Source organism: Streptomyces kurssanovii, from assembly GCF_040677245.1.
GTDB lineage: Bacteria > Actinomycetota > Actinomycetes > Streptomycetales > Streptomycetaceae > Streptomyces > Streptomyces kurssanovii.
Window position 1 is genome coordinate 1 of sequence record NZ_JBFAQK010000039.1, and the last position, 15,526, is coordinate 15,526.

General features: G+C 73.7%; 14 protein-coding genes. 8 read left to right on the forward strand and 6 right to left on the reverse strand.

Annotated features, from left to right (window positions below; genetic code table 11):
- Window positions 1-251: 251 nt before the first annotated feature.
- The 3 genes from AB0K36_RS23935 to AB0K36_RS23945 all read left to right on the forward strand — a co-directional run bounded on the left by AB0K36_RS23935 (window position 252) and on the right by AB0K36_RS23945 (window position 2,801).
- Window positions 252-1,262, forward strand: coding sequence for a small ribosomal subunit Rsm22 family protein (locus tag AB0K36_RS23935; RefSeq protein WP_364597867.1), 1,011 nt, complete (start codon window positions 252-254; stop codon window positions 1,260-1,262).
- Window positions 1,263-1,301: 39 nt separating this feature from the next.
- Complete coding sequence (locus AB0K36_RS23940) at window positions 1,302-1,919, forward strand: TetR/AcrR family transcriptional regulator (RefSeq protein WP_189473972.1); 618 nt, start codon at window positions 1,302-1,304, stop codon at window positions 1,917-1,919.
- 123 nt (window positions 1,920-2,042) lie between these two features.
- Complete coding sequence (locus AB0K36_RS23945; RefSeq protein ID WP_364597870.1) at window positions 2,043-2,801, forward strand: bifunctional DNA primase/polymerase; 759 nt, start codon at window positions 2,043-2,045, stop codon at window positions 2,799-2,801.
- Window positions 2,802-3,044: 243 nt separating this feature from the next.
- On the opposite strand, the gene AB0K36_RS23950 is transcribed toward AB0K36_RS23945, so the two are convergent.
- Complete coding sequence (locus tag AB0K36_RS23950; RefSeq protein WP_364597873.1) at window positions 3,045-4,040, reverse strand: SCO2278 family lipoprotein; 996 nt, start codon at window positions 4,038-4,040, stop codon at window positions 3,045-3,047.
- Between the two features lie 210 nt (window positions 4,041-4,250).
- Here AB0K36_RS23950 and AB0K36_RS23955 point away from each other — a divergent pair, with 210 nt between their 5' ends.
- Entirely contained in the window at window positions 4,251-5,057 is an 807-nt protein-coding gene (locus AB0K36_RS23955) for a PhzF family phenazine biosynthesis protein (protein WP_364597876.1), read from the forward strand.
- On the opposite strand, the gene AB0K36_RS23960 is transcribed toward AB0K36_RS23955, so the two are convergent.
- Both AB0K36_RS23960 and map read right to left on the reverse strand, forming a co-directional pair.
- Window positions 5,047-5,709 carry a biliverdin-producing heme oxygenase gene (locus tag AB0K36_RS23960; RefSeq protein ID WP_364597879.1) on the reverse strand — a complete coding sequence of 221 codons (663 nt, stop codon included), beginning with the start codon at window positions 5,707-5,709 and terminating at the stop codon, window positions 5,047-5,049. The genes AB0K36_RS23955 and AB0K36_RS23960 overlap by 11 nt on opposite strands.
- A gap of 135 nt (window positions 5,710-5,844) precedes the next feature.
- Window positions 5,845-6,702 (reverse strand): type I methionyl aminopeptidase, encoded by an 858-nt coding sequence (gene map / locus AB0K36_RS23965; RefSeq protein ID WP_005318390.1) that lies wholly within the window; start codon window positions 6,700-6,702, stop codon window positions 5,845-5,847.
- Window positions 6,703-6,760: 58 nt separating this feature from the next.
- On the opposite strand from map, the gene AB0K36_RS23970 reads away from it, so the two are divergent.
- Window positions 6,761-6,988, forward strand: coding sequence for a hypothetical protein (locus AB0K36_RS23970; protein WP_189473966.1), 228 nt, complete (start codon window positions 6,761-6,763; stop codon window positions 6,986-6,988).
- Window positions 6,989-7,357: 369 nt separating this feature from the next.
- Here the strand turns inward: AB0K36_RS23970 and AB0K36_RS23975 are convergent, their stop codons facing one another.
- Both AB0K36_RS23975 and AB0K36_RS23980 read right to left on the reverse strand, forming a co-directional pair.
- A complete protein-coding gene (locus AB0K36_RS23975) occupies window positions 7,358-8,650 on the reverse strand; it encodes an MFS transporter (RefSeq protein ID WP_364597882.1) in 1,293 nt (430 codons plus the stop codon).
- Window positions 8,651-8,704: 54 nt separating this feature from the next.
- The gene (locus AB0K36_RS23980) at window positions 8,705-9,325 is read right to left on the reverse strand and encodes a hypothetical protein (RefSeq protein ID WP_307706045.1); all 621 of its coding nucleotides are present in this window, start codon (window positions 9,323-9,325) and stop codon (window positions 8,705-8,707) included.
- A gap of 94 nt (window positions 9,326-9,419) precedes the next feature.
- Here AB0K36_RS23980 and npdG point away from each other — a divergent pair, with 94 nt between their 5' ends.
- Together npdG and AB0K36_RS23990 are read left to right on the forward strand one after the other, a co-directional pair.
- The gene (gene npdG / locus AB0K36_RS23985) at window positions 9,420-10,139 is read left to right on the forward strand and encodes an NADPH-dependent F420 reductase (protein WP_364597885.1); all 720 of its coding nucleotides are present in this window, start codon (window positions 9,420-9,422) and stop codon (window positions 10,137-10,139) included.
- 149 nt (window positions 10,140-10,288) lie between these two features.
- Complete coding sequence (locus AB0K36_RS23990) at window positions 10,289-10,480, forward strand: hypothetical protein (RefSeq protein ID WP_189473962.1); 192 nt, start codon at window positions 10,289-10,291, stop codon at window positions 10,478-10,480.
- Window positions 10,481-10,484: 4 nt separating this feature from the next.
- On the opposite strand, the gene AB0K36_RS23995 is transcribed toward AB0K36_RS23990, so the two are convergent.
- A complete protein-coding gene (locus AB0K36_RS23995) occupies window positions 10,485-11,285 on the reverse strand; it encodes a site-2 protease family protein (RefSeq protein WP_189473961.1) in 801 nt (266 codons plus the stop codon).
- Window positions 11,286-11,895: 610 nt separating this feature from the next.
- On the opposite strand from AB0K36_RS23995, the gene AB0K36_RS24000 reads away from it, so the two are divergent.
- Window positions 11,896-15,525, forward strand: coding sequence for an ATP-binding protein (locus AB0K36_RS24000; RefSeq protein ID WP_364597890.1), 3,630 nt, complete (start codon window positions 11,896-11,898; stop codon window positions 15,523-15,525).
- The last annotated feature ends 1 nt before the right edge of the window (window position 15,526 follow it).

The window sequence follows — 15,526 nt, forward strand, 5'->3', positions numbered from 1 at the left end:
AGGCAACTTGAGCCCGCCCGGCGATTGAGGGCACCGCGCGAAGCGCGGTACGCCGCCCGCAGGGGCGGTACGGGGTCCGGGCGGAGCCTGGTTTCGGGAAGGGGCGGGGTGGGGAAACGGCCCCGCGCAGCGGCCCCGCCGGCAAGGGCGCGGCGGCCTCGCCCGCCAGGGCGCAGCGGACCCGCCCGCAGGACGCCCCCCCCCGCCCGCCACGGCGTCCGGCGTGGCTCGCGCCCGCGTAGACTCTTCCGGTGAACGCCGCCCCCGCCCCCGCCGCCGAGACCCTGCGCAGTGCCCTCGCCGGGCTGCTGGACGGGCTGCCGCCCACGCAGGCCGCGCAGGCGGTCGAGCGGCTGATCGCGAACTATCGGGGGGACACCCCCACCGGCGCGCCCATCCTGCGGGACCGGAGCGACGTCGTCGCCTACGCCGCGTACCGGATGCCCGCCACCTTCGAGGCGGTGCGGGCCGCGCTCGACGCGCTGCGGGCCGCGGCGCCCGGCTGGGTGCCCGGCAGGCACACCGACATCGGCGGCGGGACCGGCGCCGCGAGCTGGGCGGTCGCGGACGCGTGGGACGACGCGGCGCCGAGCACGACGGTCCTGGACTGGGCCGAGCCCGCGCTCGCGCTCGGCCGGGAGCTGGCCCGCGCCTCGCACGTGCCCTCGCTGGAGGCCGCCCAATGGCAGCGCTCGCGGATCAGCTCGTCGCTCCGTGTCGAGAGCACTGATCTCGTCACGGTGTCGTACGTCCTCAAGGAGCTCGACCCCGCCGCCCGCGCCGCCGTCGTCGCGGAGTCCGCGCGCGCGGCGGGCGCAGGCGCCGTCGTCATCGTCGAGCCCGGCACCCCCGACGGCTACGAGCGGATCATCGAGGCCCGCGACGCCCTGATCGCCGCCGGGATGCACATCGCCGCGCCCTGCCCCCACAGTGCCGCCTGCCCCATAGAGCCGGGCTCCGACTGGTGCCACTTCGCCGCCCGCGTCTCCCGTTCGTCCCTGCACCGCCAGGTGAAGGGCGGCTCGCTGGCGTACGAGGACGAGAAATTCAGCTACGTGGCCGCCACCCGCTTCCCGGTGGAACCGGCGAGCGCCCGCGTCACCCGCAAGCCGCAGATCCGCAAGGGCATGGTGCTGCTCGACCTCTGCACCAAGGACGACGGGCTTCGCCGCGACACCGTGACCAAGCGGCACGGCGCGCTCTACAAGGACGCCAGGGATGCCGAATGGGGCGACGCCTGGCCGCCCCGTACAGCAGAGTGAGACGAGACGTCTCGGTTCATCGTTGCTAGATTGGCCGCCATGACCGAGATGAAGGCACCCGACTCCGCCCGCCGCAGTGAACGCTCCCGGCGCGCGATCTACGAAGCGGCCCTCGCACTCGTCGGTGAGGTCGGCTATCCGAAGACCACCGTCGAAGGCATCGCCGCCCGTGCCGGTGTCGGCAAGCAGACGATCTACCGCTGGTGGCCCTCCAAGGCTGCCGTGCTCCTCGAGGCTTTCCTCGACATGGCGGACCAGGCGGCGGAGGCGGCAGGGCCCGGCGGCTATGAGATTCCCGACACCGGGGACCTCGAGGCCGACCTCCGCACGGTCCTGCGGGCCACCGTCGACGAGATGAACACCCCCGTCTACGACGCCCCCGCCCGCGCGCTGGCCGCAGAGGGAGTGGTCAACGCGGAGGTCGGCGCCCAGTTCGTCGAAAGACTGCTCGAGCCGCAGCTCCAGCTCTATGTCACACGGCTGCGCGCCGCGCAGGAGGCGGGCCAGGTGCGGTCCGGGATCGACCTGCGCATCGCCCTCGAGCTGTTCACCGGGCCGCTCGCCCACCGCTGGCTGCTGCGCACCCTGCCCCTCACGCACGAGTACGCCGACCAGATCGTGGACTGTGCCGTGAACGGTCTCGCGCCCCGCGACTGATCCCGTGCGCCCCCGGGATGACGACGTGCCCCACCCCGGTTGAGGACTGTGGCCACCCGGGGAGCAGGATGGTGGGACCATGGCAGGGTCCGCGTGGGGCGAGCGTGAGGTGTGAGGGGATAGATGGGCGACGGTATCGGCCGCTACCGCGGCACGGAGGGCAGGCCTTCCCGGGAGAGCAGGCTGGCGCAGTGGCTGCGCCGCCGTGGCGGGAACACCGACGTGGAGGACTCGCAGCGCGAGGACCTGCTGCTGGCCGCCGCCGCCGCCGGACTGCCGCTCGCGCCCGCCGCCCACCCGATCGGCTACCGCTGCTCCTGCGAGCGCATCGGCTGTCCGACGCCGGCCACCCATCCGATCTCGTTCGCCTGGCAGACCCAGTCCACGACCGACAAGGCGCAGATCCAGCGCTGGGCGCAGGGCCAGCCGGAGGCGAACTTCATCACCGCCACCGGCATGGTGCACGACGTGCTCGACGTCCCTCTGGAGGCCGGACAGGGCGCGCTCGCCCGGCTGCTCGAGCGGGGCATCGACGTCGGCCCGGTCGCTGAGGTCGGCGAGGACCGGATGCTCTTCTTCACCGCCACCCGGGGCACCCCGGAGGACGAGGACGAGTGGTGGCCCTGCGCACTGGACTGCCACCCCGAGACGATGGACGAGCACCCCGGCCTGCGCTGGCACTGCCGCGGCAGCTACGTCCTCGTACCGCCCGCGCGTCTCCCCGGCGACGGTGACCTGGCGGTCGCCTGGGTCCGCGGCCCGGAGCATCCGCTGCCGGACCCGCTGACCCTGCTGGAGACGCTGACGGACGCCTGCGCGAAGTACGCGGGCGAGAACGAGGACATCGACCACCACGCGGCAGCCTGGCCTCTCGGCCGCTGAGCCCCGCCCCGCGGCATCGCACGCGCCGCGCCGCCCGGCGGGCCCGTCCGCGAGACGACCGCCGGCGTGCGGAACGGTACGCAATGCGCCGGCCCCGGCCGCCGCATCGCGTGAGTGGTAGGCCCGGTGCGGGCCCCCGGGCCGTCGTCCTGCGTGAGCGGTACGCCCGGAGCGGGCCCGGAGGACACGGCGGGCGGCGCGGTGAGGCCCGGCGGGCGACCGTCGCTGAACGGTGAGCCCCGTCTACGAGCCCTTCGCCGCGGTCAGGCCCGTCAGGCGGCCCACGACCTCCACCGCCTGGCCGGGCTCGCCACCGTTGCCCGGTGGAACGAGGACCGCCTGGCTGGAGACCCGCTCCTTGGTGATCGTGTCCTTCACCTGGCCGGTCAGCAGTGCCTTGACGTCCGGCACGACCTTCAGCCGCACACCCTTCGCGGCCGTCTGGCGTTCGAAGTTGCGCACCGAGAAGAAGACGAAGGCGTCGCCGTCCCGCGTCATCAGCCCCAGCGGCCCGAAGTCGCCGGTGTCCAGCGGCTGATCGAGGTACTGGGTGCGCACTCCTGGCACGTTCTCGGTCTTCTTGCGGTCCTCGCGCCAGGCGGACGTGTGCGGGCCGGGCTTGAAGTGGTCCGGCTTCCCGTCCTGCATGTACGAGGCGTACTCCTCGCTCAGATTGCGGGGCGCGACCGCCGTCGCGGCGCTGTCCGGGGCGACGGGCTCCGCGTAACCGTCCTTGTCCGTCTTGAAGGCCGGGATCTGCTGCGGGAGCATGATCGTCAGATAGGCGGCCTTCCAGCCCTCGTCCGCGCCCGCGCGCACGAAGACCAGCACCCAGCGGTTGTCCGCCGGGCTGTCGTCCTGGTCGCGGTTGGAGTCGGTGTCCGCGACGAACCAGCGTGGCCAGCCCGCCTTCTTGGGGATGGTGAACTTCGCGTCGGTCAGCTCCAGCGGCACATGATTCGGGTTGCCGCCCGGGAAGTTGACCTGACGGGCCTTGAGGCCGGCCTGGTTGATCGCGCCGAGCGCCCCGGTGACATGAGCCGCGTCCAACGCCGGGTCGTAGGCCTTGTCGGCCTTGTTGTACGCCTCCGTGAACGCCGCGAGAGCCGTCGCCGCCTCGTCCTTCGTCGCCGAAGGGACGACTTCCAGTTCCCCGTGCACCGTCACGCACGCGCTCGCCGTCAGGGACAGTACCGCCGTCGCCGCGAGACCCGTCGCCGCCCGACCCAGCCTTCTCATCGGTTGCCTTCTGCTCCTCGACCCCCATGGACCGTCCGAACCCTACCGGGGCCCGGCGCAGGCCGGACGCCGGGACCGGATACAGCGCCCACACCGTGACCTGGACGACGCCGGAGCCGGCCGGAGGCCGAACACGCCCCTCTGTGGCGGCCCGTGCCGTCCGCCGTCGTGGGACCGCCCGTTCCTGAACCGGGATGCTTGAATGCCTGCGTGAACGAACTCGACGCGCTCGGCGTACCCGAGGTTCTCGACGTCCTCCACGTCTTCTGCGGCGGTGACGGGCGGCACGGCAACGCCCTCGGCGTGGTGCGGGACGCCCGTCGCCACCCCGACCGGGAGTCCCGGCAGGCGCTCGCCGCCGAACTGGGCTTCAGCGAGACGGTGTTCGTGGACGACCCGGAGCGCGGCACCGTCGACATCTACACGCCCACGCAGCGCCTGGAGTTCGCCGGGCACCCCCTCGTCGGCGTCGCCTGGCTGCTGGACCTTCAGGCCGTGCGCCCGCCGGCGGGCGAGGTGTGGGTGCGCGACGACGGCGAGTTCACCTGGATCACGGCCCGTGCCGAATGGGCGCCGCCGCGGCGGCTCGAGCAGTACGCGTCCACCGCCGAGGTCGACGCGCTGCCCGTGCCGCCGCCGGACGAGGGCAGGCTGTACGCGTGGGCGTGGCAGGACGAGGCGGCGGGCCGGGTGAGGGCGCGCGCCTTCGGGCCGCGTGGTGACCGTGCCGTGGAGGACGAGGCCACGGGCGCGGCGGCGCTGCTGCTGACCGACCGGCTCGGCCGGGCGCTGAACATCACCCAGGGCCGGGGGTCGCAGATCCTGACCGCCCCCGGCCCTGACGGCATCGTGGAGATCGGCGGACGCGTACGCCTCGCGGAGCCCGCACGGCCGGCCGGGCCCGTGCCCCCGTCCGCCGACGGGCGCAGGCCCGCTCCCAGCGCGCGGATGACCCTCCAGCGCAGCGAGCGGGCCCGGCTGCCGCACGCGGTGACCATGCCGGAGGTCACGCGCTGAGCGGGAACTCCCGCTCGAGGTCACGGAGAATGGCCACGTTGTGGTCGAACGCGACCCGGCACTCCTCGATCATGCGTTGCTTCTCCAGGTCGTCGGCGTCGACCGCGTCCAGCAGCTCGCGGTAACCGCGCTTGAACGCCGCCGGGTTGGCGATCTGCTCGAAGACGTAGAACCGGACGCCGTCGCCCTTGCGGTCGAAGCCCCAGGTCTTCTCCGCCACGTCGCGCAGCACCTGGCCGCCGGAGAGGTCGCCGAGATAACGGGTGTAGTGGTGCGCCACATAGCCCGCGGGCCAGGTCCGCGCGCACTCCTCGATCCGGGCCGCGTAGGCGGCCGTCGACGCCAGGGGCACGAGCTCCTCCGGCCGGACGTCCGCGCCCCGCAGATGCCCGAGGTCGCGCGCCAGCTCCGCGGTGCGCATCAGCTCGGGCCGGATGAAGGGCCCCGCGACCGGGTCGTCCTTCAGCGTCCCGGCCGCGTCTTCCAGCGCCCGGTAGACGAACCACAGCTCCTCGGTGTACCGCGTGTACGCCTCGACGCTCAGCCGACCGCCGAGCAGATCGTCCATGAAGGACGACATCTGCACGGTCGTGTGGCGCTCGTGCGAAGCGAGGCGGATCTGCGTCGAGAAGGGCGTGCCGGTTGCATCCAAGGCGGGCCTCCAGGGACCGAAGCGGTCGGGAACGGACGGCAGCGGCGGTTGCCGCCATCGATCCTTCTACTTAGGCTTACCTAAGTCAACGCGTTCCCGACGACCTGTCGGTAAAGACGTTACCCACCTCGGACGTCAGGGCAACGTAAGAATTTCCGCCCCGGTGTCCGTCACCACCAGCGTGTGCTCGAACTGCGCGGTGCGCTTGCGGTCCTTCGTCACGACCGTCCAGCCGTCGTCCCACATGTCGTACTCGTACGTCCCCAGCGTGAGCATCGGCTCGATGGTGAACGTCATGCCCGGCTGGATCACGGTGGTCGCGTGCGCCGCGTCGTAGTGCGGGATGATCAGCCCGGAGTGGAAGGACGAGTTGATCCCGTGCCCCGTGAAGTCGCGGACGACCCCGTAACCGAAGCGCTTGGCGTACGACTCGATCACCCGGCCGATGACGTTGACCTGGCGGCCCGGCCGGACCGCCTTGATCGCACGGTTCAGCGACTCCCGGGTGCGCTCCACGAGCAGCCGCGACTCCTCGTCGACGTCACCGCAGAGATAGGTGGCGTTGTTGTCGCCGTGCACACCGTTGATGTACGCGGTGACGTCCAGGTTCACGATGTCGCCGTCCCGCAGCACCGTGGAGTCCGGGATGCCGTGGCAGATGACCTCGTTGATCGAGGCGCACAGCGACTTCGGGAAGCCGCGGTAGCCGAGCGTCGACGGGTAGGCGCCGTGGTCGCACATGAACTCGTGCGCGACCCGGTCCAGTTCGTCGGTGGTCACCCCCGGGGCGATGTGCTTGGCGGCCTCCTCCATCGCCTGCGCGGCGATGCGGCCCGCGATACGCATCCGCTCGATGGTGTCCGAGTCCTGGACCTCCGGCCCGGAGTACGGGGTCGGAGCGGGTTTCCCGACATACTCGGGACGCCGGATGTTGCCGGGGACGGATCGGGTGGGAGAGAGCTCCCCTGGTACGAGCAGCGACTGGCCAGACATGGCAGCGAGTCTAACCAGGCCCGCTGGGGCAGCATGGCCTCAGAGGAAGGAGCCGACGATGGCCCTGTTCAAGAAGCGCACGGTGGGCAAGCCGGGCGAGTGGTACTACTGCCTCCAGCACAAAAAGGTCGAGGAAGGCCCCGAGTGCCCTGCGAAGGACCGCTTCGGCCCGTACGCCTCCCGCGTGGAGGCGACGCAGGCGATGGAGACGGCGCGGGAACGGAATCTCGAGTGGGAGAACGACCCGCGCTGGCACGACGGGGCGGCGCGTCCGTCCGACGACTAGGGGCGGGGCCGCTGCGCGGGGCTGTTCCCCTACCCGCCCCTTCCCGAACCGGGGCTCCGCCCGGACCTGTCACCGCGCTGCGCGCGGTGTTTCGGGGGCTCCTCCCCCTACGCCTGGCGGCGTGGGGGGACCCCCACCGGACCCCCGCGCCTCAAACGCCGGCGAGGCTGGAGTTGCCCGGCAACGCCGGAGTACCTCCGTCGAGCGGGCTGGTTTCGCGGAGCGAAAGCCGGCCCGCCTGGGGGCACCTCCCACGGCCGCCAGGCCGTAGGGGGAGATTGAGGGCACCGCGCGGAGCGCGGTACGCCGCCCGCAGGGCGGTACGGGGTCCGGGGCCTGCCCCGGTTTCGGGAAGGGGCGCCGCAGGCGTCACGCACCCGCACCCGCACCCGCCGCCGCGTGGCGTCGCGCCACCGCGTCCTCGTCCGTCTCCGCGTCGTACGTGACCAGCTTCGGCAGCACCGCCGCCAGCACCCCCACCGACAGCACGCACACCACCCCGCCGCTCCAGATCGCCGGGCGCGTGCCCGTCCAGCCCGCCATCGCGCCGGCGCGGACCTGGCCGAGCTGCGGGCCGACGCTGTACGAGAGGACCTCGATGCCCGCCAGGCGGCCCCGGAGGGACTCGGGGATCGTCTGGTTCCAGATCGTCGAGCGGCCGAGGCCGCTCAGCATGTCGCCGGCGCCCGCGAAGGCCAGGCACAGCAGCACCAGCCACACGTTCGAGAACCATCCCGCCGCGGCCACCGCCAGCCCCCAGCCGGCCGCGCCGAAGACCACGAAGAGGCCGTGCCGGCGCACCCGGGACGTCCAGCCGCTGGTGAGGCTGAGCAGTACGGAGCCGACCGAGCCCGCCGCGTACATGAGGCCGAGGGCCCACTCGGCGTCCAGATCGTCCGCCAGGAACGGGAAGATCGTGTTCGGGAAGGCGAACACCATCGCGGCCAGGTCGATCGCGTACGTCCCGAGCAGCACCGGCCGCGACCACGCGTACCGCGCACCCTCCGCGATGCCCCGCAGGGACGGTTTCCGGGCGTCGTGCGCCGGCGGGGCCGGGTCCAGGCGCAGGCACAGCAGCACGGAGACGGCGAAGCCGACGACGGTGAGCCCGTACGCCGTCGCGTGTCCCGCGTAGGCGACGACGACGCCCGCCACCGCCGGACCGGCGATCGCGCCCGCCTGCCAGCGGATGGCGTTGAGAGCCGCGGCCGCGGTGAGCTGGTCGTGCGGCACGATGCGGGCGATCAGTGAGTCCAGGGCCGGGCGCTGCAGACCGGAGCAGGCCGAGACACCTGCCGCGACCAGGTACAGGGGCCAGAGCATCGGCTCGGGAAGCGCGGCGTTCACCAGCAGGATCAGCGCGAGCAGACCGAGACCGGCCTCGGTGCCGAGGATCATCCTGCGCCGGTCGACGGCGTCCGCGAGGGCGCCGCCGTAGAGGCCGAAGACGATGAGCGGGACCAGTTCGACCGCGCCCATCGCACCAACGGCGAGCGGGGAGCCGGTCAGGTCCTTGATCTGCAGCGGCAGCGCGATCATCGCCATGAAGCTCGCGAAGTAGGTGACCAGCCCTTGTATCCACAGAAGCCGGAACCCCCGGGAAGACCGCAACGGGGAGAGGTCGGGCAGCACGGCGGCGAGCTTGGACGGCTTGGAGGTCACGGGTGGCCATGTTCGGTCCGCTGATGGCCCCGGGCAACCGAATTTCCCCCGGTGTCACCAGCGGGGCGGCGGCGGTGCCGTCAGCTGGTCCGCGAGCCGGGACAGCCGGTCCCTGAACCGCGACCGGCCGCGCGGCGCCGGCACGCAGTTCTCGCCGGCCGCCGCGCTCACCAGGTGCTGCACCGTGTCGATGTCGATCTCGGCCGCCCCGTCCGCGTGGTCCGGGCCCGGCACCGTGAGCGCCTCGTGCGCCAGTCCCCGCACCTCGGGGTCGCCGCCGTCGAGGGCCAGCACCGTCGCCCCCGCCCGACGCGCGTCGTGGACCCGTTCCAGCAGGCCCGGGTCAGGGGCCGCGGGGGCCACCAGCAGCAGGGTCTCGCCGCGCCGGGCCGCCTCGAGTCTGCCGAGGCCGACGGCCAGATGCGCAGGGTCGCCGGCGTCCACCCGGTGCCGTACGAGCGTCGGGGCGAGCTCCGGCTGCCCCGACCATGCCGCCTCGTCGACGAGGTGGGCGGCCATGTGCCACGGCTCGTACTGCCGCGTCCCCACCAGCAGCAGCCCGCCGCCGCGCGGCACCACGGAGGAGCGCAGCGCCCCGGCGAACCGGCGGGCCGCCGCGGGCCATTGGGTCCCCGCGAGGACTTCGCGCAGCAGCGCGACGCGTACGGCATCCATGGACCGGCATCCTGCACCGCACCGCGGCCCGGTGCGGCCCGGTCGGGCACGGCTCACCCGATCGGGAGGCAGTACCGCGAAGTAAGGTCGGGCCATGACTAGTAGTGGTACTGAAAGTCCGGGCTCCGCGCCCAAGGCACCCGCCAAGGATCCCTGGGACCTTCCCGATGTCTCCGGTCTCGTCGTCGGCGTCCTCGGCGGCACCGGGGACCAGGGCCGGGGACTGGCCTACCGGCTGGCCAGGGCCGGCCAGAAGGTGATCATCGGTTCCCGTTCCGTGGAGCGCGCCGAGGCGGCCGCCCAGGAGCTGGGCCTCGGCATCGAGGGCGCCGACAACGCGGAGTGCGCGCGGCGCAGCGACGTGGTGATCGTGGCCGTGCCGTGGGACGGGCACGCCAAGACGCTGGAGACGCTCCAGAAGGAGCTCGTCGGCAAGCTCGTCGTGGACTGCGTCAATCCGCTCGGCTTCGACAAGAAGGGCGCGTACGCGCTCAAGCCGGAGGAGGGCAGCGCCGCCGAGCAGGCCGCCGTCCTGCTGCCCGACTCACGGGTGACGGCGGCGTTCCACCATCTGTCCGCCGTGCTGCTCCAGGACGAGTCGATCGAGGAGATCGACACCGATGTGATGGTGCTGGGCGAGGTCCGCGCCGACACCGACATCGTGCAGGCGCTGGCGGCCCGTATCCCCGGCATGCGGGGCGTCTTCGCCGGTCGCCTGCGCAACGCCCATCAGGTCGAGTCGCTGGTCGCCAACCTGATCTCCGTCAACCGCCGTTACAAGGCGCACGCGGGGCTGCGCGTCACCGACGTGTAGGACCCGTCCAGGACCCGTCCGGGGGACACGTCCCGGGCGGGCGCGGGATCGCGGGGCGGGGGCGCGCGGGGGAGACGGGCGGGCAGGGGGACGCATGGGGGACACTGGAGGGCCGAACCACCCGCAGGACCCGACAGGAGCCGTACCCCATGCCCCGCCTCGCTCTCTACTCCCTCGCCGTCTGCGCCCTTGCCGTCGTCGCGGCGGTGATCTCCTTCGTGCAGGGCATGTGGCTCGGGATCGTGTGGGTGCTGCTCGCGGGCCTCGCGTCGAACATGGCCTGGTACTACCTGCGCCGGGCGAAGGCCGAGCGGGCCGCCGCCGGGTCCGGCTCCGCCTGACCCGTCAGGCGGGGACCGCGCAGAACTCGTCCTGGCCGTTCCAGAACTCGAACAGGTCCCGGCCGCAGTAGATGCCGAGCTCGTCCACCCCGAGGGCCTGCATGATCCCGTAGACGGCGTCGAAGAACATGCCGTTGACCTCGGGGATGAAGAGCACCACGAAGACGATGATCAGCCCGAACGGGGCGATCGGCTCGACCTGCCGGCGCACCTTGTACGACAGCCAGGGCTCGATCACGCCGTAGCCGTCCAGGCCCGGGACCGGCAGGAAGTTCAGGATCGCGGCCGTGACCTGGAGCATCGCGAGGAACGCCAGCGCGAAGCGGAACGCGACCGGGACGCCGTCCAGCGCGCCCAGCCAGAACGGGGCGGTGCACACGGCGGCGAACAGCACGTTCGTCAGCGGGCCGGCGGCCGAGATCAGGCTGTGCTTCCAGCGGCCGCTGATCCGGTTGCGCTCGATGAAGACCGCGCCGCCCGGCAGACCGATACCGCCCATGATCACGAAGATGACGGGCAGCACGATGCTCAGCAGGGCGTGGGTGTACTTGAGCGGGTTCAGCGTCAGATAGCCCTTGGCGCCGATGGAGATGTCGCCGCCGTGCAGCGCGGTGCGGGCGTGCGCGTACTCGTGCAGGCACAGCGAGACGATCCAGGCGGAGACGACGAAGAGGAACACGGCCAGCCCCGGGCTGGCCGCGAAGTCCGTCCATACCGCCCAGCCGGTCACCGCCATCACCGCGGCGATCCCGAGGAAGACGGGACTGATGGCGCTGTCGCTGCGGCGCCTGGCGGCGGTGGTCATGAACGCGGCTCCTGGGGTGTGGCGGGGGTGCGGGGCGGTGTGCGGAGTAGACCGCACCGGCGCCACGGGGTCAAACGTCCCGGGGCCGTTCCCGGTTCCTGCGCCTGCCCAAGGGTGCGTCGGGCGACACCGGTACGAGGGTGACGCCACCGCTGTCGCCGACCGGTACGCGGTCGCGCCGGCGGCACGGCGACGGGTACGACCCGGTACCGGCACGTCGCCGGGTGCGCGGCGGCGGTCGTGGCGCGGGTGGCACCGGCCCGGCGGACGGGAGGCGCTCGGGGCGGCCCGACCGCCGGCCCGCGGTCGCCGTCCGCCGGATTCGGTACGCCGGGGGATCGCCCCGGTGGACGGGTGGGCGGGTGGGCGGGTGCGCGGTCGGCCTCGGACCGTAGGCCGAGCGCGGGTGGCACCGGCCCGGCGGGCGGGAGGCGGCGGCCCCGGCCCGGCGGCAGGCGCGTGGTCGGACCAGGGACCGGACACGGCCGTACGCGGGCGGCGCGACCGGCACGGCGGCGACACCGGCACGTCGCCGGGTGCGCGGCGCTCGCGGCGCCGACGGCGCCGGTGCGGCGGTCGGGGCGGAGGGCGGCACAGGGACAATGGGCCGGTGCGCTATCTCCTGCTCGGCACCACACAGGCCGTCCGCGACGACGGCACGCCCGTCGCGCCCGGCGGCGCCCGGCTGCGGGCCCTGCTGACGGCGCTCGCCCTCCGGGTGGGGCGCACGGTCCCCGCGAACGTGCTGGTCGACGAGGTGTGGGAGGGCGACCCGCCCGCGGATCCGGCCGGCGCGCTGCAGGCGCTCGTCGGCAGGCTGCGCCGTGCGCTCGGGCCCGAGGCCGTCGCCCTGACCGAGGGCGGATACCGGCTGTGCGCCGACCCCGACGACGTGGACCTCCACCGGTTCGACCGGCTCACCGGCGAGGGCACCCGGGCGCTGGAGGACGGCGACGCGGCCAAGGCGGCGGCCCTCCTCGACGACGCCCTCGCGCTGTGGCGGGGACCGGTACTGGCCGACCTGCCGGACCGCAGCGCGGCCGAGGCGCGGTGGGAGGCCCGCAGGCTGGACGCCCGCCGCGCGCGGATCGCCGCGGCGCTCGGTCTCGGCGGCGCCGAGGCCGCGGTCCCCGAGCTGCTGGCCCTGTGCGAGGCGCACCCGCTCGACGAACGGCTCCAGGCCCTGCGGATCCGGGCGCTGCGCGACACCGGCCGGCCCGCCGAGGCCCTGGCGGCGTACGAGGAGGTGCGCGGTGGGCTGGCCGAACGACTCGGCACCGACCCTGGCCCGGAACTGACCGCACTGCACGCCGAGTTGCTGAACCCGCCGGCGCCGGCCGCCCCCTTGGGCAACCTGCGCGCCCGGCTCACCAGCTTCGTGGGCCGCGAACCCGAGCTCCGCGAGATCCGCGAGGACCTGTCCCGGTCCCGGCTCGTGACCCTGCTCGGTCCCGGCGGCGCCGGCAAGACGCGGCTGTCGCAGGAGGCCGCGGAACTGGCGGCCGCCCGGCCCGGCAGCCCCTGGCCGGACGGCGTCTGGCTGGCCGAACTCGCGCCGGTCGCCGACGCGTCGGCCGTCCCCGAGGCGGTGCTCACCGCGCTCGGCGCGCGGGAGACGGTGCTGCGCGGCGCGGGCGCGGAGGAGTTGCGTGCCGCCGACCCGCACGGCGCCGACCCGCTCGTGCGTCTCGCCGAGCACTGTGCCCGGCGCCGCATGCTGGTGCTGCTCGACAACTGCGAACACGTCGTCGAGGCCGCGGCGGTGCTGGCGGAGCGCCTGCTGGGCAGCTGTCCCGGTGTGACGATCCTGGCCACCAGCCGCGAACCGCTCGGTGTCCCGGGTGAGCAGGTGCGCCCGGTGGGCCCGCTGCCGGACGCGACGGCGCTGCGACTGCTGGCCGACCGGGGCGCGTCCGCGAGGCCGGGTTTCCGTGTCGACGCGGACGAGGACACCGCCGCCGCGGCCGTGGAGATCTGCCGTCGCCTCGACGGGCTGCCGCTCGCCGTCGAACTGGCAGCGGCGCGGCTGCGGATGCTCACCCCGCGCCAGATCGCCGACCGTCTCGACGATCGCTTCCGCCTCCTGACGAGCGGCGCCCGTACGGTCCTGCCCCGTCAGCAGACGCTTCGCGCGGTCGTCGACTGGTCCTGGGACCTGCTCACCCCCGAGGAACGGGCGGTCCTGCGCCGGCTGTCGGTCTTCGCCGGGGGCTGCGACCTGCCGGCGGCCGAAGCGGTCTGCGAGGCGGCGCCCCCCGGGGCCGGGACTCCGACCGGCGACGGCCCGGCATCCGTCGCCACCGGGCCCGGTTCGTCTGATCCCGGCAGCGGGTTCACGTCCGGCCCCTCGTCGGCCGCGGCCCCCGCGCACGACGGCAACGGGCAGGACCGCACCCGTACCGACGACGACGTCGCGCAGGGCCGCACCCACGTGAACGACGACGAAGCGCAGGGCCACCCCCGCGAGGACGACGTCGTGCAGGGCCGCACTCACCTGAACGACATCGCGCAGAGCGGCACCCGTGCCGGAGACGTCGGCCAGGACCGCACCCGTGCCGGAGACGTCGGCCAGGGCCGCAGCCTTGCCGGAGACGTCGGCCAAGGCCGCACCCACGTCGACGACGTCGCAGACGTCATCGGCGCTCTTGTCGACAAGTCGCTCGTCGTCGCAGAGCCCGCCGCCGACGGGCGGATGCGGTACCGGCTGCTCGAGACCGTCGCCGAGTACGCAGCCGAACGGCTCGACGAGGCCGGGGAGCGGGCCGGGGCCGAGCGGCGGCATCTTGTGTACTACCGGGAGCTCGCCCGCACCACCGACCCCCGGCTCCGCGGCCACGGCCAGCACGCCGCCCTCGCCCTGCTGCGGCGCGAGTACGAGAACCTGCGCACCGCCCTGCGGCGGGCGGTCGCCGCCCGCGACGAGCACGAGGCGCTGTGCCTCGTGCTCTCCCTGGCCTGGTACTGGCACATGCAGGACCTGCGCACCGACGCCCGCCAGTGGACCGAGGCGGTGTCCGCTTTCCACCCCGACCCCTTCGCGCCGCCCGCGCCCCCGGCGCCGCCGCTCGTCGAGCGCTGCACGGACGCGCCCCCGCCGCTGCGGCCCGAACTGCTCGTGGAGGCCCGGCGGCAGGCCGCGCTGGTCCGGATGGTCAACATGGACCACGGCGTCGAGGAGTGGACCACTCCGGAGAAGCTCGCCTGGCTGCGCCGCGTGGTGGACGTCTACGACGCGGGCCAGCCGCAGAGCTGCCGCTTTCCCGCCTCACTCTGGTTCTACGCCGTCATGGTCACGGGCGACGGCGACCGACTGCGCCGCGTCCTGGACCGGACCGTGCGGATCGCGGAGGAGTACGGCCCGGAGTGGGAGCTGGCCAACGCCCTCCAGTGGCGGGCCAACATCCTGGCCAACCGAGGCATGTGGGCCGGCGACGCCCACCGCGACGCGGACCGCAGTCTGCGGATCTTCGAGCGGCTCGGGGACGCCTGGGGTATGGCCGAGGCGCTCTCGTCCCGCGGCGAGGCCCATGAGCAACGGGGCGCGTACGACGAGGCCGCCGCCGATTACCGCGCGGCCGTCGAGCACGCCGCCACGCTCGGCGCCAGGGGCCAGGCGCTCCTTCTGCGCGGCCGCCTGGCGAACGTCCTGTTGGAGACCGGCCGGGGGAAGGAGGCGGAGACCATCCTGCGTGAGGTGGTCTCCGCAGGACACGACACCGGGTACGAAGCCAGGTCACTGGCCAGGATGCTGCTCGCGACGTGGCTCGGCCGCTCCGGCCGCACCGGTGAGGCACGCAGGGAGCTGGAGACGCTGCGCCGGGAGCTCAGGAGCGACACCCTCGCCATTTTCGAGGGCATCGTCATCGGCTCCCTGGCCTGGCTGGACACGGTCGACGGCCGTCATACGGAGGCTCGCGGCAGAGCCGGTACGGCACTCGCCTACGCCATGGAGCCGCTGTCCATGGTGGTCGCGCCGCAGATTCCGTCGGTGCACATCCTGACGGCGGCCCGTGCGATCGCCGGCGAGGGTGACGCCCAGCTCGCGGCCCGGCTGCTCGGCGCGCACGAAGCGCTGCTCCCGCCGCGGCACTTCATGGCCTCGCTGGAGCGGGAGAACCGCCGCCTCGCCGAGGAGGCCGCCCGCGCCGCCCTCGGGGACGACGCCTTCGAGGAGGCGTACGCCGAGGGCGGCGGTCTCACGTTGGAGGAGGCCGCAGCCCTCGTGCGCGGGACGGGCTGAA

Coding starts and splice junctions, on each gene's coding strand:
- AB0K36_RS23940 (WP_189473972.1), top strand. CDS start 1,302: ATGACCGAGATGAAGGCACCCGACTCCGCCCGCCGCAGTGAACGCTCC.
- AB0K36_RS23945 (WP_364597870.1), top strand. CDS start 2,043: ATGGGCGACGGTATCGGCCGCTACCGCGGCACGGAGGGCAGGCCTTCC.
- AB0K36_RS23950 (WP_364597873.1), bottom strand. CDS start 4,040: ATGAGAAGGCTGGGTCGGGCGGCGACGGGTCTCGCGGCGACGGCGGTA.
- map (WP_005318390.1), bottom strand. CDS start 6,702: ATGTCTGGCCAGTCGCTGCTCGTACCAGGGGAGCTCTCTCCCACCCGA.
- AB0K36_RS23970 (WP_189473966.1), top strand. CDS start 6,761: ATGGCCCTGTTCAAGAAGCGCACGGTGGGCAAGCCGGGCGAGTGGTAC.
- AB0K36_RS23980 (WP_307706045.1), bottom strand. CDS start 9,325: ATGGATGCCGTACGCGTCGCGCTGCTGCGCGAAGTCCTCGCGGGGACC.
- npdG (WP_364597885.1), top strand. CDS start 9,420: ATGACTAGTAGTGGTACTGAAAGTCCGGGCTCCGCGCCCAAGGCACCC.
- AB0K36_RS23990 (WP_189473962.1), top strand. CDS start 10,289: ATGCCCCGCCTCGCTCTCTACTCCCTCGCCGTCTGCGCCCTTGCCGTC.
- AB0K36_RS23995 (WP_189473961.1), bottom strand. CDS start 11,285: ATGACCACCGCCGCCAGGCGCCGCAGCGACAGCGCCATCAGTCCCGTC.